Genomic DNA, 18,061 nt, shown 5'->3' on the forward strand with positions numbered 1-18,061 from the left:
GGCGCTCGGCACCACCCGGCCGCACGGTGCCGCTGGCGCGCAGACCCTGCTCGAACAGCCACAACTCCGCGTCGAAGCCGCCCGGGTTGACCAGGCCGTGGGCACGCTTCAGGCGGGCCGTGAAGCGCCAGCGTTCGCCAGCCGTGATGGGCGGCGAGTCATACGCCAGCAGCAGCAGCAGCAGCCGGCGCGGCACCTGGGCGCCAGCGCCGTGCCCGTGGGGCCGACCGCCTCGACGGCGAACTCGAAGCGCCAACCGGGCACGCCGCCCTGGCCGGTGATGGCGATGGGCAGCGAATCGACACGCCCGCTCAGCAAGAGGTCGCGGCCTTCCCAGGCCGGATGCAGCTCGGGCGTCATGCGCCATTGGGCGCGCAGCGCGCCCTGCGTAAATGCGAGCACCGCGACGCAGCCGGCCAGCGCCAGCCAGTGGCGGCTGCGCAGCAGCCAGAGCAGCGCAAGAGCGAGGGCCAGCGCCGCGTACTCCGCGCCGGTCGGCAATCGCTCGCAGCGATGCAGCAGCGCCAGACCGGCCAACCAGGCCAGCCCCGTCGCCACCAGCTCGCGCATGCCCCAAGGCCGCTCCGCCAAAGCCCCTCCCTGCTCCGATCCCATCGGGGTCGGAGGTGTAGCATGCCGCGGTTTTTCTCTCGCGCCACCGCGCTTCCCCCATGAGCTCCTCCGCCATCCAAGCCAAGCTCGCCGAACTCGGCATCACGCTGCCGCCGCTGGCCATCCCCGCCGCCGCCTACCTGCCCTTCACGCGCACCGGCAAGCTGCTCTTCCTGTCGGGCCACATCGCCAAGAAGGACGGCAAGCCCTGGGTCGGCCAGCTCGGCAAGAACGTCGACACCACCACCGGCCAGCAGGCCGCCCGCGCGGTCGCCGTCGACCTGCTGGGCACGCTGCAGGCCGCCGTCGGCGACCTCGGCAAGGTGCGCATCGTCAAGGTGATGAGCCTGGTCAACAGCACGCCCGACTTCACCGAGCAGCACCTCGTCACCAACGGCTGCTCCGAGCTGCTGGCCGAGGTGCTGGGCGAGGCCGGCAAGCATGCGCGCAGCGCCTTCGGCGTGGCCCAGATCCCGCTGGGTGCCTGCGTCGAGATCGAGCTGATCGCGGAAGTCCAGGACTGATGTTCATCCAACCCTCCAAGTTGCCGGCCCGCGCGCTGGCCGGCATGGCCGTGGCCAGCTTCGCCGCCGTCGGCGTGGCCCTCGTGGCCCAGCACCAATTCGGCGTCAAGCCCTGCCCCTGGTGCGTGCTGCAGCGGCTCATCTTCCTGGCCATCGGCACGTTCTCGTTGCTGGGCTGGCTGGTGCAGCCCAGGCGCTCGCTGCGCCAGGCGGCACTGGTCGTCGTGCTGATGCTGTGCGCCGCCGGCTTGACGGCGGCCGTCTTCCAGCACGAGGTGGCGTCCCAGAGCGCCAGCTGCGCGATGGGCCTGGCCGACAAGATCGTCACGGTGCTGAACCTCGAGGACCTCTGGCCCTCGGTCTTCATGATCACGGCCAACTGCGCCGAGGCCGCGGCCTACCGCTTCATCGGCCTGCCCTACGAGATCTGGAGCGGGCTGCTCTTCGTCGGCATGGCGGCGCTGGGCCTGATGGTGCTGAACAAGCGCTGACCCCCCCCGCCGCGCTGCCCGGACGGCCAGACCATGCGCGCCGCAGGACGCCCGCCGGGCTTCGCGGCCCTGCTCGCGGCCGACGCGCTCGCGAGCCTGGCCGAGCTGGCGGCCGCCGTCGTCATCCCGTGGTGGATCACGACACAGGGCGGCATGCAGGCCATCGCCGCCTACGGCATGACGCTCGCCGTCGCCACGCTGATCGTCGTGCCGGCCGCAGCGCCCTTCGGCGACCGCTTCTGCAAGGCCGCGCAGATGGGCTGGGGCCTGGCCGGGCTGGCGAGCACCGCTTTCGCGCTCGCCTGGTGCGCCGCGCGCCCCTTCGCGCTGGCGCCGGTGCTCGGCCTGAGCGTGGCCCGCGTGCTCGCCCGGACCTTCGTCGAGCCCGCGCAGTCCGCGCTGCTGCCCGAGCTGGTGGCGATGGAGCGCCTGCCCGCCGCGATCAAGCTGCAGAAGACCTGCCGCGCCGTCAGCGGCGTGCTCGGCCCCTTGCTGGCCGGCGCCCTGCTGGGCCTGGCCAATGTGCCGGTAGCGCTGGCCGCCTGCGCGGCGCTGCCCCTCGTCGCCGCCGCGGCCTCGCTGGCGATCCCCCGCCACCCAGGCGGCGCCCAGGCCTTCGACGCCCGCGCATGGTGGCGCGACCTGCGTGCCGGTGCCCGCGCGAAGTGGACCGTGCCGATGGAGCGCGGCTGGACGCTGGTCAACTTCGTCGTCTGGATCTTCCAGGGCCCCGCCGTGGGCATCCTCATCCCGATCAAGGTGAACGCGCTGGGGCTGGCAGGGCAGTGGCTGGGCGCCGGCCTGGGCGCGCTCGCCTTGGGCGTGCTGATCGGCAGCCTCTGCGGCACGGACCGGCTGGTGCGGCGCTTCGGGCGCTACCGGGTCCGCATCGGGCTGGGCTGCATCGAAGGCCTGTGCCTGGCCGGGGTGGGCCTGGCGCCGTCGGCCGCGCCGATGCTGGCGGGACTCGTGTTCGCCGGCTTCTGCAATGCCACGATGGCGCTGGTGGGGGCGACGCACCGGGCGCTGGCGATCCCGCGCTCGCACCGCGTGCGCATGCTCGCCGCCGGGGCCGTCAGCACGCAGGTCGCCGGCGCCGCCGGCCCCGCCCTGGTCGGCATCGCGCTGGCCCATTGGGCCGTGCCTGCCGTCTATGCGGGTTGCGGTCTGCTGATGGCGGTGTCTGTCCTTGGCCTCTGCCGGGTCCCGCGCCTCAGGGAGTTCCTCGAACTCGACCACGCGCACGTCGTGGACTGGTACCCGCGCCAGTACCCCCGCGTCTTCCCGGGAGGGGCCGGCCAGGCGCCGCCTTTCATGAACGCTCCAACCGCGTCGTCGGCCGGATGATCGACGCACAGGACTGCAAGGCGATGCGCAGCTTCCATGCAGACCGGTTGCAGCGCACGGTGCGGGAGGCCGGCACGGTTCCTCGAAGCCGCCCTCACTCGCCCCTGACGACACCCTCGCGGCGCGGGTCGGCCGCGCCGACCCAGCCGCCGCCATGTTCAGGGTCAAGGCGCATCAGCACCTGCAGGCCGCTGGTCAGCTCGGTCTCCTCGATCTGCTGGCCGCGTGCGCGCAGCGCCGTGAGCTGCTCGGCCGTCAGCGTGCCCGGCTCGACGTAGAACCGCCCCGAGTTGAAGTGGCCGAAGTTGGGCAGGTCCACCGCCTGCTGCACGGGCAGGCCCCAGGCCAGCGCGCCGGTCAGCAGCTTGGCGACGTAGTGGATGATGACCGGCCCGCCCGGCGAGCCGGCCACCATCAGCAGCTTGCCGTCGTGGTCGAACACCAGCGTGGGCGCCATGCTGGAACGCGGGCGCTTGCCGGCTTCCACGCGATTGGCCACCGGCCTGCCGTCGGCGCCGGCGGGCTGCAGCGAGAAGTCCGTCAGTTGGTTGTTCAGCATGAAGCCGCCGGCCAGCCCCGTGCCGCCGTCGCTCATCGTCTTGCTGCCGAAGGCGGACTCGACGCTGGTCGTCATCGACGCCGCATGGCCCTGGACATCGACGACGCTGACCTGGCTGGTGCCGTGCTCGGGCTGTTCGGCCTGGGGCGCCAGCGCCTGCGTGAGCGCGCCCGGCCGGCCCGCCGCGGCCGCGGCCATGGCCTGGGCGCCGATCAGCGCGCCGCGCTGCTTCAGATAGGCCGGCGCCAGCAGGCTCTGCCAGTCGCCACCGGGTGCGGTGACGAAGGCCGGGTCGCCGATGAACTGGGCGCGGTCGGCGAAGGCCAGCTTGGACGCCTCGGCATAGGCATGCATCCAGTCGGCCGTGATGCCCCGGGCCGCGAGCGCGGCGGGCTGGGTGTCCAGCAGACCGAGGATCTGCATCAGCGTCAGTTGGCCCGAACTGGGCGGGCCGAAACCGCAGACCCGGTAACGGCGCCACTCACTGCACAGCGGCGGGCGCACGGCGGGCTTGTAGCCGGCCAGGTCGGCCGCGGCCAGCAGGCCGGGGCGGGCCTGGCCCTTCACACGGCGCACGATGTCCTCGGCCACGGCGCCCTCGTAGAAGGCCTTGGCGCCGTGCTGGGCGATGGCGCGCAGCACGGCGGCATAGGCCGGGTTCTTCAGCACGGTGCCGACGGCCTTGGGCGCGCCGGCAGCGTCGAAGAAGTAGGCGCGGGCCTGCGGATCGTCGCGCAGCGCGGGCTCGGCACCGACCAGCTCGTGCAGCCGCGGGCTGATCGCAAAGCCCTGCGTGGCCAGGCGGATGGCCGGCTCGAACAGGCGCGCCCAGGCCAGCCTGCCGTGCTGGCGGTGCGCCTCGGCCAGCATGGCCAGCACGCCTGGCGTGCCGGTGGACAGGCCGCTCTGGATGGCCTCGCGCATGGGCAGTGGCTTGCCGTCGGGCTTGAGGAACATGGCGGGCGTGGCCGCCGCGGGCGCGGTTTCGCGGCCATCGAAGGCCTGCACCTGACGGCCGTCCCAGTACAGCAGGAAGGCGCCGCCGGCGATGCCGCTGGACTGCGGCTCGACGAGGCCGAGCACGGCCTGCATCGCGATGGTGGCGTCGATGGCCGAGCCGCCCGCGCGCAGCATCGCTATGCCGGCGTCCACGGCCAGCGGGTTGGCGGCCGTGGCGGCGAAGCGCCTGGCCGGGGCCGCCAGGCCGGCCTGGCGGGCGCTGCGGGTGGTGGCGGCCTCGGGCTGGTCGAGAGTCTGGGCGGCTGCCGGGGCCAGCCATGCGGCCAGCAGCAAGGGGGTCAGGGTGCGCAACATGGCGGCCATCTTAAGAACGGTCGCCCTGCAGCACCGATCTCAAAAGTAAGCCATGTCACGCTGGCTGTAATTGACGATCTGCGGCATCACGCTGGCCAGATCAGTGGCGCTGACGCCCATCCAGGTCGCCAGCGTGGCGCCGAGCTGGTCGACGGCCGTCGTCGGCAGCAGCCGGCCCTGGCCGACGTCGTCGGGCCCGTTGATGCTGACCGAGGGCAGACTGCCCCAGAACCGGCCGCCCTGCACCGCGCCGCCCAGCACGAAGTGGTGGCTGCCCCAGCCGTGGTCGGAGCCATCGCCATTGCTCGTCAGCGTGCGGCCGAAGTCGCTGGCCGTGAAGGTGGTGACCTGGCTGGCCACGCCCAGCTCCACCGTGGCCGCGTAGAAGCTGGCCAGCGCGTCGTCGACGGCGGTCAGCAGGCCCGGGTGCTGGGCGACGAGGAAGTCGTGCAGGTCGAAGCCGCCCAGCGACACGAAGAAGACCTGGCGCGTCGCGCCCAGGGCCTGGCGGGCGGCGATGAGCTTGGCCACCATCAGCAGCTGGTTGGACAGGCTGCTGGTGGTGTCGAAGGCCGTCGTCAGCGCCGGCACGCCGGCCAGGCCGGCCGTGACGACGCTCTGCGCGCTGACCGAGCGCGTGACGACGCGGTTGAGCTCGGCCTCCATCCAGTGGCTGCGGTCGCCCGCGGTGATGAGGCCGCGCAGCGCATCGGCACAGGCCTGCGAGCCGTAGAGCGGCTTCATGATGCCGTTGATGGGCACGGCGCCGCTGGTGGACACCTGATATTGCACGGCCTGGCGGCCGGCCATGAAGACGGCGTTGCCCGAGGCATTGATGCAGGTGAAGGTGGACGTGCCGTTGCCGGACAGGAAGAGGTCGCCCATGCGCCCGCCCCAGCCCGTCGTCGCGCCCTCGGGCGAGCTGCTCTGCCAGACGGACTGCTGGTCGTTGTGCGAGAACAGCTTGGGCGGCAGCGGCACGCTCTGGGCCTTGTACTGGGCCAGCGTGGTGGGCTGCACCAGGGTGCCGACGTTGAGCTGCACCCCCAGGCGACCGCTGTCCCACAGGCTCTTGAGCTTGCCGAGCTGGGGCGCCAGCGCCATCTGGCGGCTGCCGACGCTCAGGCCCAGGGCCGTCGCGGCGAGCTGGTCGCGCGGCGTGGCCAGGGCCAGGCGGATGGCCGCATAGGCGTCGTAGCTGGGCTGGTCGTAGGGCACCAAGGTGTTGCCGTAGTCGTTGCCGCCGTAGAGGAAGACGCAGACCAGGGCCTTGTAGTCGCCGGGCGCGGTGGCCGCCGCGGCCTCGCCGAGGGCGGCGAGGTTGAAGGCCAGCGGCGCGGCCGCGCCGGCCAGGCCCAGGGCCGAGGCGCGGCGCAGGAATTCGCGGCGCTGCAGTTCGGGGAGTCGGTTGAGCTTCATGGTCGGCCCCTTATTTCTGGATTTGATATTCGGGGCAGGCCATCAGCATCAGGATGGCGGCCTGCACGCGGCCGAGCTTGCCGGCATCGGTGCTCGCGCTGATCGTCGCGACGGCCGTCGCGATGGTGGCCTGGGTCGCAGCCGAGATGCCGCCGCCGCCCAGGCGCAGCGCGAGGTTGGCCACCAGGCTGGGCGCGTCCGCGGCCAGCGTCAGTTCGGTCGTGTAGCTGGGCTTGACGTCGCCGACGCCGCTCGCGATGGCCGACTGCAGGAAGTTCAGGTAGCCGGCCACCGTGCTCTCGTTGCAAAGCTGGAACTCGGGCGCCGTGACGCCGTTGCTGCCGAGCTGGGAGTTGGGCGGCACATAGCCGGGGCGGAAGAAGTTGAACACCGTGGGGCTGCGCAGCGGGCTCTGGCCCAGGCGGGTGGCGGGGTTGGTGGTGTCGCCGATATTCCACAGCCCATTGGGCGAGCTGACACCGAAACTTCGCCCCCACTGGATGAAGCGCTGCACCGGTTCGCGCAGCTTGCCGGCGCCCAGGCCCGTGGGCACGGTGCGCGCCTCGCTGTCCAGCAGGATGGCGCGGATGACGGCCTTCAGGTCGCCGCGCACGCCGGCGCCGTTGTCGGCCCAGACCGCGGAAATCCGCGCCACGAACGCGGCGCTGGGGTTGCTGGCCACGAGGCGCTGGATCAACTGGCGGCCGATGAAGGGGCCGACGTTGGGATGGTTGGCCAGCGTGTCCAGCGCGATCTTCAGCGCGCCGGGGCCGTCGGCGGTCGAGGGGATGTCGACGTCCAGCACCTTCTTCGCGCCGGTGGAGAACCGCGCCGGGTTGTTGACCATCGGCTTCTTCATGAAGCCGGGGTCGGTGCTGCTGGCACCGTCGAAGTCCCAGCCGGTGAGGACGCGGGCCAGGTCGGTGATATTGCTCTGGTGGTAGGTCTCGACGGGCTTGCCGGCGCCGTCGAGCTTGGGGCTGCCGTCGGCGTTGAGCTGGTAGAGGCCGATGGAGAGCAGCTGCATCACCTCGCGGGCGTAGTTTTCGTCGGGCACGCGGCCGGTCGCCGGGTCCTCCTTCAGGTTGCCGCGCATCGCCAGGTAGACGCCCATGCCGCAGGACAGCGTGACCGCGTCCAGCAGGTCGCGGTAGGTGCCGAAGCAGCGCTGCTCCAGCATGTCCACATAGGCCGCGACGGCGAAGCCGCGCCAGCTCACCGGCAGGCCGTTCATCGAGATGACGAAGATCTCGCTCAGCGCCAGCACGACGCGCTGGCGCAGCGTATCCGGCGCCGTCATCAGCTTGCGCCACAGCGTGTTGTCGGCACCGCCGAAATCGTTGCGGTGGGCGACGACGGCATAGCCGTTGGCCACCATCCAGTCGAAGTGGCCGTCGCTCGCCGGCAGCGCGAACTGCGCGTCCAGCCAAGCAGCATAACCGCCGGCCTTCACGGTGGCGATGTCGGCGCTGCTGGCGGAAAAGCCGGCCTGGGCCAGGAAGCGGGCCGCATCGGCATCGCCGATGCTGGGCGGCGGTGGAGGGGGCGGCGGTGAGGGTGTCGGTGCGCTGCCGCCGCCTCCGCAGGCGGCGAGCAGGGCCGCGGCGGCCGTGGCGGCGGCCAGGGCAGGATTCAGGTCGGCTGCGGTTGGCGCGGCGGCGGCGGCAACGGCCTCTGCCTCGGGCGATGGCGGTGGGTGCATGGGGTCCTCACTCCAGGTGCGCGGAGGATGGCCCAACGCAAACGGGCCGGCTTGCGCCGACCCGTCGAGGCCCCTGAAATGGGGACAAAGCGTGTGCTTTACCTCAGAGCAACGGAACCCCGGTCTTGCTCTGCGCGAATTCGCGCGTCACGCCCTCGGCCAGCTCGACGACGCTGATGCCGTGCGGCGTCACGTCGAAGACGCCCAGGTCCGTGATGATGCGGTCGACGACGCCCACGCCGGTCAACGGCAGCGTGCAGTTGGGGATGATCTTCAGGTCCTCGCTGCCGTCCTTCTTCTTGGCCACATGCTCCATCAGCACGATGACGCGCTTGACGCCGGCGACCAGGTCCATGGCCCCGCCCATGCCCTTGACCATCTTGCCCGGAATCATCCAGTTGGCCAGGTCGCCCTTGGCGCTGACCTGCATCGCGCCGAGGATGCTGAGGTTGATCTTGCCGGCGCGGATCATCGCAAAGCTGTCGTGGCTGCCGAAGATGCTGGAGCCGGGCAGCGTCGTCACCGTCTGCTTGCCGGCGTTGATGAGGTCGGCGTCGACCTCGTCCTCGGTCGGGAAGGGGCCGATGCCCAGCATGCCGTTCTCGCTCTGCAGCCAGACCTCCTTGGAGGTCGGCACATGGTTGGCCACCAGCGTCGGGATGCCGATGCCGAGGTTGACGTAGAAGCCGTCCTCCAGCTCCTGGGCCGCACGCGCGGCCATCTGGTCTTGGGTCCAGGCCATGGCTCAGTCCTTTTTTGAAGTGAGGGAGACCGAGCTACTCGCTTCGCTCGGGCGGTCTGTCCCCTTGTCTTTAGAAGGCGACAGCGTCACCTTCTCGATGCGCTTCTCGGGGTTGGCGTTCACGACGATGCGGTGCACATAGATGCCCGGCAGATGCACGTCGTCCGGGTCGATGGTGCCGGTCTCGACGAGCTGCTCCACCTCGACGATGGTCAGCTTGCCGGCCATGGCCGCGGCCGGGTTGAAATTGCGCGCCGTGCGGCGGAACACCAGGTTGCCGCTCTTGTCGGCCTTGTAGGCCTTGACCAGGGACACGTCGGGCACCAGGGCCTTCTCGAGGATGTAGGTGTGGCCGTCGAACTCGCGCGCCTCCTTGCCCTCGGCGATCAGCGTGCCCACGCCGGTGCGCACGAAGAAGGCCGGGATGCCGGCGCCGCCGGCGCGCAGCTTCTCGGCCAGCGTGCCCTGGGGCGTGAACTCCAGCTCCAGTTCGCCGGCCAGGTACTGGCGCTCGAACTCCTTGTTCTCGCCGACGTAGCTGGAGATCATCTTGCGGATCTGGCGCGTGGTCAGCAGCTGGCCGAGGCCGAAGCCGTCCACGCCGGCGTTGTTGGAGATAACCGTCAGGTCCTTGACGCCGCTGTCGCGCAGCGCGCCGATCAGCGCCTCGGGGATGCCGCACAGGCCGAAGCCGCCGACGGCCAGCATCTGCCCGTCCTTCACGACGCCGCGAAGCGCCTCCTCGGCGCTCGGGTACACCTTGTTCATGCCACTGTCTCCTCGCGGTTAGCAACGCCCGCAAGGGTACTATCGCGCGCCCTCAGCCGTCGATTACGCAAGATCGCCTAAGTGGAACCCGCCACCCTCGACTACCGCAGCGCCTTCCTGCTCGCGCCGATCGGCCTGGTGCTGTCGGCGCAGCGCCAGATCGTCGACTGCAACGAGCGCGTGCTGAGCATCTTCGGCGCGACGCGCGAGCAGCTCGTGGGCCAGAGCTTCGCCGTGATGTACCCCAGCGCCGCCGAGTTCGAGCGCACGGGCGAGCGCATCGTGGCCAGCCTGGACGCGCAGGGCCATTACGCGGACGACCGCGTGATGCGGCGACTGGGTGGCGGCGAACTGTTCTGGTGCCATGTCACCGGCCGTGCCCTCGACCCCGCGGCCCCGCACGCGCGCGGCATCTGGGGCTTCGAGGACCTGTCGGCCCGGCGCCAGATCACGGCCGACCTGACGCCACGCGAGCGCGAGATCGCCGCGCTGCTGGTGGAGGGCCTGACCAGCAAGGCTGTAGGCCGGCGCCTGGGCGTGAGCCCGCGCACGGTGGACATCTACCGCGGCCGGCTGATGAAGAAATACCAGGCGGGCAGCACGCCCGAGCTGATCCACAAATTGCTGTCCGCATGAGTCACCACGCGCCCGAGCTGCCCTATTGCCGCAACTGCCACTACACGCTGGCAACGCCGCGACCGGCCTACTGCGGCCACTGCGGCCAGGAGACCGACCTGCATCCGCCCTCGGTGCGCGAGATGTTCACCGAATACCTGGGCCACTACGTCGCCTTCGACGGCCCGCTGTGGCGCACGCTGTGGGCCCTGGTCTGCCTGCCCGGCCACCTGACGACCGCCTATTTCCACGGCCAGCGGCGCCGCTATGTGCTGCCGCTGCGGGTCTATCTGAGCATGAGCTTCCTGTTCTTCGTCGGCTCGCATCTGCTGTCCCACGAGGATGCCGCCGACGCGCCCGAGAAGGGCGTGCAGGCCGAACAGCCGGCCGTGGCGGGCAAGCCCGTGACGCTGCGCGTGAAGCCCAATGCGACGCCGGCGGAAACGGCCGCGGCGGCGGCCAGCGCGGCGGGCCTGCCGCCCGAAAGCGCGACGGGCACGCAGCAGAACTCCTGCGACTCCGCGCCTCCCGGCAAATGCGGCTCCACCCAGCGCTGGCTCGGCCGCCTCGTCGGCAAGGGCCAGAGCATGACGCGTGAGCAATGGACAACCCGCGCACGCGCCCTCGCCCCCTACGGCATGCTGGCCATGCAGCCGATATTCGCCGCGCTGCTGCTGGCGATGTTCGCGGGCAGCGGGCGCCGCTATGCCGAGCATTTCGTGTTCTCGCTGCACAGCCACAGCCTGTGGTTCCTGGCGCTGCTGCTGCTGCAGGTCACCGAGCTGGAGGGCACGATCATGTCCGCCGTCTTCCTGCACGGGCTGGTGGCGATGCGCCGCGTCTACGGCCTGGGCTGGTGGGGCGCCGTCTGGCGCGGCGTGCTGGTGTCGACCGGCTATTTCGTGCTGCTGATCGCGGCCCTGGTGGCGTTTGCCGCCCTGATCGCGATGACGTCCTGAGCCCTCCGGCAGAGGTTTACCGGGTCAGGTGAAGACGCCCTGGCGCAGCCACTTGGTCGCCACCCACTTCTCGCCCTCGACGACCGGCGAGCCGCCATGCAGGGTCTGCGTGGCCGGGTGCGGGCGGTCGTAGCTGAAGAACACCGCATTGCCCTTGACGGGCGCGACATCCAGGCCGATGTCCGGGAAGATGGTCGAGCCGCCGGCTACCGGCGTGTTCAGGTAGACGACCAGGGTGCCGACGCGCTGGCCGCCGCGCCTGAGGATGCCCGGCGTACTGACATGGCCGGGGTCGAAATAGTCGTAGTGGGGCTGGTATTCGGCCCCCGGCCGGTAGCGCAGCACCTGCAAGCCCTCGCCGTGGTCCAGCGGCCAGCGCAGCAGCGCCGCGATGCGGGCCTCGACGCGCTGGATCAGTTCGGCCTCGCCGCGCTCGAAGAACATGCCGTCGCTGGTGCGCGCCGCATTCACCTCGCTGCCCTCGGCGCCGGTGGCCACCGTCTCGGAACGCGCCAGGCGCTGGGTGGCGAGGGCGATGATGCCGTCGCACTCCTCCTCGCTCAGCAACTCGCCGAAAACGACGACGCGCGGCTGGCGCAGCGCCATGACGACCTTGACCTGGCGGTCGCCGGCGTCGATGACGGGTGTGAAGCGGCTCAGGTCGGGCTCGGGCAGGCCGGGCGTCGTACCGGGCGGCGCGGTCAGCGTGGCGGACTGGCCCAGCGTGCGCGCCAGCGCCTGGCGGGCGACGGCCTCGTCCCAGCCGCTGCCCAGCATCGCGGCCAGGATGCTCTCGGACGCATGGCCGACGCGGCTCTGGTCGGCGATCCACTCGCAGAGTTCGGGGGTGATGACTTGCTGGCTCATGGCTAGGAGGCTATCGGGCTTGGGGCCGGGTGTGCGCCGAGGCGAGTTGCGGGGCAAGGCTAGGCGCCGGCGAGGCGTTGGATTCTCCCCAACAACGAGCCGGTAACGACGAATTGCCACGCAAATCGCCTCGGCCCTTCGGGTTGGGCCTGCAAGAGGGCTGAGACGTTGTTGCCCCTCCTCGCGGGCGCGAGCCCGCAGCGTCGTCGTCGCCTAGCCTCAGCCCTCTTGCAGACCCAACGCGCACCCGGCCCCAAGCCCGACAGCCTCCTACCGGCGGAAGACGAGTCGATCGGGAGCGGAAACCTCGGGCGCGAGGCGGTAGCCGTCGAGGTCGAAGGCCTGCAGGCCCTCGGGCGTCTCGATGCGATTCTTGACGCAAAACCGCGCCATCAGCCCGCGGGCGCGCTTGGCGAAGAAGCTGATGATCTTGTAGTCGCCGTTCTTCCAGTCCTCGAACTGGCAGTCCACGACCCTCGGCTTCAGCGCCTTGCGGTCGGCCGCGCGGAAGTATTCCTGCGAGGCGAGATTCACGATGACCGGCGCCTTTTCGCCCCTGGCCAGCTTGTTCAGGTGCAGGGCCAGGCGGTCGCCCCAGTAGTCGTAGAGGCTGGCGCCCTGCGGGTTGGCCAGCCGCGTGCCCATCTCCAGGCGGTAGGGCTGCATGCGGTCCAGCGGGCGCAGGATGCCGTACAGCCCCGACAGCATGCGCAGATGCTGCTGCGCCCAGTCGAGGTCGCCGGCGGACAGCGTCTTCGCGTCCAGACCGTCGTAGACATCGCCGTTGAAGGCCAGCACGGCCGGCTTGCTGTTGTGCTCGGTGAAGCGCGGGCGCCAGGCGGCATAGCGCTCCACATTCAGCCGGGCCAGCGGCTCGGACAGGTCCATCAGCGCCTGCACGTCGGCGACGCTCTTGCCGCGCAGGATGTCGATCAGCGCGGCGCTGTCGGCCAGGAACTGGGGGCGGGTCAGCGCATCGGCCAGTTCGGGCGGCGTCGGCGTGTCGTAGTCGAGGGACTTGGCGGGCGAGAGCAGGAACAGCATGGGCGCGGATTTTGTCTCAGCGCCTGTACCGCTCCAGCAGCTCGAACAGACCCATGCCGGCCACCATGGCCGCGACGAAACCCAGGGCCTTGAGGCCGCCGCTGCCGGCCACCACCAGGGCCGGTCCCGGGCACAGGCCCGCCAGCCCCCAGCCGATGCCGAACAGCAGGCTGCCGCCCACCAGCCGGCGGTCGATCAGCGAGGACTTCGTCAGCTGCATCTGCAGGCCGAGGAAGGTTTCGCGCCGGCGCGCCGCCAGCGCGAAGGCCGGCAGGCCGACGGCGATGGCACCCGCCATCACGAAGGCGAGCGACGGGTCCCAGGCGCCGGCCAGGTCGAGAAAGCCCAGCACCTTGGCCGGCTGCACCATGCCCGAGACGATCAGCCCCAGGCCGAACACCAGGCCCGCCAGAGCCGCGACGACGACGCCCATGCCGCCCTCCTCAAAACAGATGCCGCGCGACGAAGACCGTCGCGAAACCGGCCGCCATGAAGGTCGCCGTCGCGACCGCCGAGCGCAGCGACAGCCGCGACAGGCCGCAGACGCCATGGCCGCTGGTGCAGCCCGCGCCATAGCGCGTGCCGATGCCCACCAGCAGGCCCGCGAGCAGCAGCGTGGCCCAACCGGTGTCGATGCGCGGCTGCAGCGGTGCTGCCAACGCGGCATACAGCCAGGGCGCGGCGGCCAGGCCGACGATAAAGGCCAGGCGCCAGGCGCGCTCGCCCGGCACGCGTCGCAGCAGGCCGCCCAGGATGCCGCTGATGCCGGCGATGCGCCCGCCCAGCAGCACCAGCAGCGCCGCAGCGAGGCCGATCAGCACGCCGCCCGCCAGCGCGCTCCCCGGCGTGAAGGCCGGCCAGTTCAGCGTCATGTTTCTTCCTTCGGACAGTAGAGCGCGTAGAGCGTGCCCAGCAGGGTCAGCAGGCGTTGGTCGGCGACGCGGTAGAAGACCTTCTTGCCGTCGCGCCGCGTGTCGACCACGCCCTCGCGGCGCAGCACCCCGAGCTGCTGGGACAGCGTGGGCTGATGGATGCCGAGCGCCTCTTCCAGCTCGCCCACGCTGGCCTCGCCCTGCGACATCCGGCACAGCAGCAGCAGGCGCTCCGGGTTGCCGAGCGCCTTCAGCGCCGCCACGGCCTCGCCCACGGCGGCACGCAGCGCGTCGACGTCCAGGGGCCCAGCTTTCGGCATGACAAACATTATATCGATAAATATAATAATCACCTTCGCCGCCCAGGGACAGCCGCATGCCCGTCGCCATCCAAGCCTTCCACGACCCCGCCACCGGCACGGTGAGCTATGTCGTGCACGACCCGGCCACGCGCCAGGCCGCGGTCATCGACCCGGTGCTGGACTACGACGCCGCCGCCGGCCGCACGTCCACGCGCTCGGCGGACGCGCTGCTGGCCTATCTGCGCGCGCAGGGGCTGAGCCTGCAGTGGGTGCTGGAAACCCATGCGCACGCCGACCACCTGTCCGCCGCGCCCTATCTGAAGCGCCAGGCCGGCGGCCTGATCGCGATCGGTGAACACATCCGCGGCGTGCAGGCCACGTTCGGCCGCCTCTTCAACCAGCCCGTGGCGGACGACGGCTTCGACTGCCTGCTGCGCGACGGCGAGCGCCTGCGCATCGGCAGCCTGGAGGCCACGGCCCTGCTCGTGCCCGGCCACACGCCGGCCGACCTGGCCTACCAGGTCGAGGACGCCGTCTTCGTCGGCGACACCCTCTTCATGCCCGACCTCGGCAGTGCGCGCACCGACTTCCCCGGCGGCGACGCGGGCCAGCTCTACCGTTCCGTGCAGCGCCTGCTGGCCCTGCCGCCCGAGACACGCCTGTTCGTCTGCCACGACTATCCCGCCGGCCGCGAGGCGCACTGGCAGAGCACGGTGGCCGAGCAACGCGCCGCCAACATCCATGTCCGCGACGGCGTGGGCGAGGCCGAGTTCGTCGCGATGCGCCGCGCCCGCGACGCGACGCTGGGCGCGCCGGCGCTGATGTTGCCGGCCCTGCAGGTGAACATCCGCGCCGGCCAGCTGCCGCCGGCCGAGGCCAACGGCGTGGCCTATCTGCGCATCCCGCTCAACGCCCTGCCCGGCCGCTGAGCCGCGCTCATGAAGCCCCCGCGTCATGGCGGGGCCCGATCGCGGCGGCTTACCTGACCAGCAGCGTGTTGACGGCGCCGACGTCCTCGGCGCGCAGCTGGCCCGAGGCCTGACGCAGCTTCAGGCCGTTGACGACGACGTCGTAGCGCGCCTTCGCCAGGTCGCGCTGGGTCGTGTAGAGCTGGGTCTGGGCGTTCAACACGTCGAGGTTGACGCGCACGCCGACCTTGTAACCCAGCTGCGTGGCCTCCAGCGCCAGCTTGGTGGACGACTCGGCCGCCTCGAAGGCACTGACCTGGGCCTTCAGCGACTGCACGCCGAAGAAGGCGCGGCGCGTGGCCTCGGAGACGCTGCGGCGCGCGAAGTCGAGGTCGTTGCGGGCCTTCTCCTCCAGCACCAGGGTCTCCTTGATGCGATTCTGGTTCAGGCCGCCGGTGTAGATCGGGTAGGTGAAGGTCAGGCCGAGGCTGGCCGACTTGCTCGTGCCCACGCCCGAAGCCGTCGCCGCGGCGCCGTTCAGGCTGTTGTGCAGGTTCTGTCCACCGAGCGTCGCGCTGGCATCCAGCGTGGGTTTGTCGGCGGCGCGGGCGATCTGCGTGTCGAGCTGGGCGACCTCCAGGCCCAGGCGCGCCTTGCGGATGCCGGGGTGCTGGTCGTCGGCGGTGGCCACCCAGGTGTCGACGTTGTCGCTGGGCAGGGCCGGCAGGGCCACCGGCGTGGCCAGGCCCTTGGGCTCGACGCCGACGCGGCCGACGAACTGGTCCAGCGTCACGCGCTTCACGCGCAGGTCGTTGTCGGCGGCCAGCTCCTGGGCCACGGCCAGGTCGTAGCGGGCCTGGGCTTCGCGCGTGTCCGTGATGGTGGCGGTGCCGACCTCGAAGTTGCGCTTGGCCGAGGCCAGTTGCTCGGCGATGGCGGCCTTGTTGGCCTGCGAGGTGGTCAGCGCGTCCTTGGCGGCCAGCACGTCGAAGTAGGCCGTGGCCAGGCGCACGATGAGGTCCTGCTCGGCCGTCTCCAGGTCGGCCTGGGCTGCGGCATAGCCGCGCTTGGCCTTGTCGATGGTCGGCGTGTTGGCGGCGTTGTAGACCGAATACCTGCCCTGCAGGCCGGCCGTCAGCGTCGTGCTGTTGATGCCGGTCGGGCCCGATCCGCTCGGCGGCTCGGTGCGCGCCTGAGTGCCCGTGGCCGACAGGCCCAGCGTCGGCCGCACCAGCGCGTCGGCCTGGGCCGCGCGCGCGGCGGCGGCGTCGGCCGTGGCCTTGGCCGCCAGGTAGGTGGCGTCATAGCCCCGTGCGGCGTCGTAGAGCTCTTGCAGGCTCTGGGCCTGGACCGCGCCGGCAAGCAGGAGGCCGGCGGCGAGTGCCAGCGGTTGCAGGGTCAGGCGGCGGGCATGGACGAAGGGCATGGGATTCCTTGGCTGGAACAGTGATTTAGGCAGCGGCCGGGGTTATAGACGCAAAGCATTCCGGTGACTGAAGGCATGCGACGACCTGCGCCCCGGGGGCCCGCAATCGACGATTTCGGGCGATGGGCTGCATGCCGCCAGGGCCGTCAGAAGCTGAAGGCCGGGGCCTCGGCAAAGCCGGGCAGGCGGCCGGCCACGGTGTCGAACAGCTCGACGCGGCGGAACTCGCCCGCACCGGTGCGCGTGACCAGCACGGCGCGCATGACGGGCGCGCTGCCGACGATGGCGGCCAGGCGCCCGCCGACCTTGAGCTGGTTCAGCAGCGCCTGCGGCAGCTCGGCGACCGAGCCGGACAGCAGGATCGCGTCGAAGGGTTCCTCGGCTGCAAGGCCGCCGGCGCCGTCCTGGTTCAGCACCGTCACGTTCAGCGCGCCGCTGCGCTTGAGGTTGGCGGCGGCCTGGGCGGCCAGGCCGGCGTCGGCCTCCAGCGCGATGACACGCTGGGCCTGGTGGCCCAGCAGCGCCGCCAGATGCCCCGTCGCGGCGCCGATCTCCAGCACCTTCTCGTGGCGCTGCACCTTGAGCTCCTGCAGCAGACGGGCCTCGACCTTGGGCGCCAGCATGCGCCGGGTGGCGGTCAGCGGCAGCTCGACGTCGACGAAGGCCTGGGCCCGGTGCGCCTCGGGCACGAAATCCTCGCGGCGCACGATGTGCAGCAGCTCCAGCACGCGGGGGTCGAGCACGTCCCAGGGGCGGATCTGCTGCTCGATCATGTTGAAGCGGGCTTGTTCGAGGTTCATCTTGTTCTCCGGGGCGCGATGGGGCGGACTAAAAACCAAAATTCTAGAGGCCAGGGCCCGTCATCCGGGCCGGGCGAGCAGGCCGTGCAGCAGCAGCGACATCTGCGCCTCCAGCATCTGGGCCGCGCCCATGGACGGCGCGCAGACGTCGTACTCGCCAAACGAATGCTCGTGCAGCATCAGGTGCAGCATGGGCGCGATCAGCATGTGCACGGTCGCCTCGATGGGCACCTCGCGGAACTCGCCGGCGCGGATGCCGCGCTCGACGAGGCCGCCGAGCAGGGCCTTGGACGGCGCGATGACCTCGTCCACATAGAACTGCGCCAGCTCGGGAAAGTTCCTGGCCTCCACCAGCATGATCTTGCTGATGCCGCCGGCGTTGCCCTCGCCGACCTTGGCCCACCAGGCCTGCATCATCTGCGCCAGCAGCTCGGCGATGGAGCCCTGGTATTGCGCGGCCAGCGCGGCCGACTCGGCGATGTGCACGCCCAGGTTCTCGTGCACGACGGCCTTGAACAGCTCTTCCTTGCTCGGGTAGTAGCGGTAGAGCGTGCCCTTGGCGACGCCGGCGCGGGCGGCCACCTCCTCGCTGCGGGTGGCGGCAAAGCCCTTCTCGACGAACAGGTCCACCGCCGCGGCCAGCAGTTCCTGCGGGCGGGCGTCCTTGCGGCGTTGGCGGGGGGTGGCGTTGGCCAAGGTGGCAGCGTTAATGACCGGAGGGTCAGTAATGTATCCGGCCACGCCAGCCGGCGGCAAGGTCATGACGAATGCGCTGGCTACACTGCGCCGC

Annotated in this window: 19 protein-coding genes and 1 pseudogene; 6 read left to right on the forward strand and 14 right to left on the reverse strand. The window is 71.1% G+C overall.

All coding sequences use genetic code 11. The features are described 5' to 3' along the window. Positions 1-76 precede the first annotated feature (76 nt). Positions 77-615: pseudogene (locus EV671_RS27185) on the reverse strand (ComEC/Rec2 family competence protein); the annotation flags it as partial. Between the two features lie 56 nt (positions 616-671). Between EV671_RS27185 and EV671_RS03455 the strand changes: the two are divergent. From EV671_RS03455 to EV671_RS03465, 3 genes are read left to right on the forward strand one after another with little or no spacing between them, the layout of a single operon-like run. Then, on the forward strand, positions 672-1,136 hold the full coding sequence (locus EV671_RS03455; protein ID WP_132569897.1) for a RidA family protein: 465 nt from the start codon (positions 672-674) through the stop codon (positions 1,134-1,136). Beyond that, positions 1,136-1,627: a disulfide bond formation protein B gene (locus EV671_RS03460; protein WP_132569898.1), complete on the forward strand. Its 492-nt coding sequence runs from the start codon at positions 1,136-1,138 to the stop codon at positions 1,625-1,627. Before EV671_RS03455 ends, EV671_RS03460 begins: the two co-directional genes overlap by 1 nt. Before the next feature lie 33 nt (positions 1,628-1,660). Continuing rightward, on the forward strand, positions 1,661-2,974 hold the full coding sequence (locus EV671_RS03465; RefSeq protein ID WP_132569899.1) for an MFS transporter: 1,314 nt from the start codon (positions 1,661-1,663) through the stop codon (positions 2,972-2,974). A gap of 94 nt (positions 2,975-3,068) precedes the next feature. Here the strand turns inward: EV671_RS03465 and EV671_RS03470 are convergent, their stop codons facing one another. The 5 genes from EV671_RS03470 to EV671_RS03490 form a co-directional block, all read right to left on the reverse strand. Beyond that, on the reverse strand, positions 3,069-4,847 hold the full coding sequence (locus EV671_RS03470) for a gamma-glutamyltransferase family protein (RefSeq protein ID WP_132569900.1): 1,779 nt from the start codon (positions 4,845-4,847) through the stop codon (positions 3,069-3,071). 39 nt (positions 4,848-4,886) lie between these two features. Then, a complete protein-coding gene (locus EV671_RS03475; RefSeq protein ID WP_132569901.1) occupies positions 4,887-6,266 on the reverse strand; it encodes a DUF1501 domain-containing protein in 1,380 nt (459 codons plus the stop codon). A 10-nt stretch (positions 6,267-6,276) separates the two neighbouring features. Further along, complete coding sequence (locus tag EV671_RS03480; protein WP_132569902.1) at positions 6,277-7,968, reverse strand: DUF1800 domain-containing protein; 1,692 nt, start codon at positions 7,966-7,968, stop codon at positions 6,277-6,279. A 103-nt stretch (positions 7,969-8,071) separates the two neighbouring features. After that, on the reverse strand, positions 8,072-8,710 hold the full coding sequence (locus tag EV671_RS03485; protein ID WP_132569903.1) for a 3-oxoacid CoA-transferase subunit B: 639 nt from the start codon (positions 8,708-8,710) through the stop codon (positions 8,072-8,074). A gap of 3 nt (positions 8,711-8,713) precedes the next feature. Further along, positions 8,714-9,478: a CoA transferase subunit A gene (locus tag EV671_RS03490; RefSeq protein ID WP_132569904.1), complete on the reverse strand. Its 765-nt coding sequence runs from the start codon at positions 9,476-9,478 to the stop codon at positions 8,714-8,716. 81 nt (positions 9,479-9,559) lie between these two features. Here EV671_RS03490 and EV671_RS03495 point away from each other — a divergent pair, with 81 nt between their 5' ends. After that, positions 9,560-10,114, forward strand: a complete 555-nt coding sequence (locus EV671_RS03495; protein WP_132569905.1) for a LuxR C-terminal-related transcriptional regulator — start codon at positions 9,560-9,562, stop codon at positions 10,112-10,114. Further along, positions 10,111-11,052, forward strand: a complete 942-nt coding sequence (locus EV671_RS03500) for a DUF3667 domain-containing protein (protein WP_132569906.1) — start codon at positions 10,111-10,113, stop codon at positions 11,050-11,052. Before EV671_RS03495 ends, EV671_RS03500 begins: the two co-directional genes overlap by 4 nt. A gap of 24 nt (positions 11,053-11,076) precedes the next feature. Here the strand turns inward: EV671_RS03500 and EV671_RS03505 are convergent, their stop codons facing one another. The 5 genes from EV671_RS03505 to EV671_RS03525 all read right to left on the reverse strand — a co-directional run bounded on the left by EV671_RS03505 (position 11,077) and on the right by EV671_RS03525 (position 14,155). After that, positions 11,077-11,919: a 2OG-Fe(II) oxygenase gene (locus tag EV671_RS03505; RefSeq protein WP_132569907.1), complete on the reverse strand. Its 843-nt coding sequence runs from the start codon at positions 11,917-11,919 to the stop codon at positions 11,077-11,079. A 270-nt stretch (positions 11,920-12,189) separates the two neighbouring features. Beyond that, positions 12,190-12,963: a peroxide stress protein YaaA gene (gene yaaA / locus EV671_RS03510; RefSeq protein ID WP_132569908.1), complete on the reverse strand. Its 774-nt coding sequence runs from the start codon at positions 12,961-12,963 to the stop codon at positions 12,190-12,192. 16 nt (positions 12,964-12,979) lie between these two features. Then, positions 12,980-13,396 carry a DUF6691 family protein gene (locus tag EV671_RS03515; RefSeq protein ID WP_132569909.1) on the reverse strand — a complete coding sequence of 139 codons (417 nt, stop codon included), beginning with the start codon at positions 13,394-13,396 and terminating at the stop codon, positions 12,980-12,982. A gap of 10 nt (positions 13,397-13,406) precedes the next feature. Continuing rightward, a complete protein-coding gene (locus tag EV671_RS03520; RefSeq protein ID WP_132569910.1) occupies positions 13,407-13,835 on the reverse strand; it encodes a YeeE/YedE family protein in 429 nt (142 codons plus the stop codon). Then, positions 13,832-14,155, reverse strand: a complete 324-nt coding sequence (locus EV671_RS03525; protein WP_132569911.1) for an ArsR/SmtB family transcription factor — start codon at positions 14,153-14,155, stop codon at positions 13,832-13,834. The genes EV671_RS03520 and EV671_RS03525 overlap by 4 nt, the downstream gene beginning before the upstream one ends. 56 nt (positions 14,156-14,211) lie before the next feature. Here EV671_RS03525 and EV671_RS03530 point away from each other — a divergent pair, with 56 nt between their 5' ends. Next, on the forward strand, positions 14,212-15,066 hold the full coding sequence (locus EV671_RS03530) for an MBL fold metallo-hydrolase (protein ID WP_132569912.1): 855 nt from the start codon (positions 14,212-14,214) through the stop codon (positions 15,064-15,066). A 49-nt stretch (positions 15,067-15,115) separates the two neighbouring features. On the opposite strand, the gene EV671_RS03535 is transcribed toward EV671_RS03530, so the two are convergent. The 3 genes from EV671_RS03535 to EV671_RS03545 all read right to left on the reverse strand — a co-directional run bounded on the left by EV671_RS03535 (position 15,116) and on the right by EV671_RS03545 (position 17,967). Beyond that, positions 15,116-16,471: a TolC family outer membrane protein gene (locus EV671_RS03535; RefSeq protein WP_132569913.1), complete on the reverse strand. Its 1,356-nt coding sequence runs from the start codon at positions 16,469-16,471 to the stop codon at positions 15,116-15,118. A gap of 146 nt (positions 16,472-16,617) precedes the next feature. After that, positions 16,618-17,271, reverse strand: a complete 654-nt coding sequence (locus EV671_RS03540; RefSeq protein ID WP_132569914.1) for a protein-L-isoaspartate O-methyltransferase family protein — start codon at positions 17,269-17,271, stop codon at positions 16,618-16,620. Between the two features lie 60 nt (positions 17,272-17,331). Beyond that, complete coding sequence (locus EV671_RS03545; protein WP_243655560.1) at positions 17,332-17,967, reverse strand: TetR/AcrR family transcriptional regulator; 636 nt, start codon at positions 17,965-17,967, stop codon at positions 17,332-17,334. Positions 17,968-18,061: the final 94 nt, after the last annotated feature.

The sequence above is a fragment of the Roseateles saccharophilus genome, assembly GCF_004342485.1.
GTDB lineage: Bacteria > Pseudomonadota > Gammaproteobacteria > Burkholderiales > Burkholderiaceae_C > Pelomonas > Pelomonas saccharophila.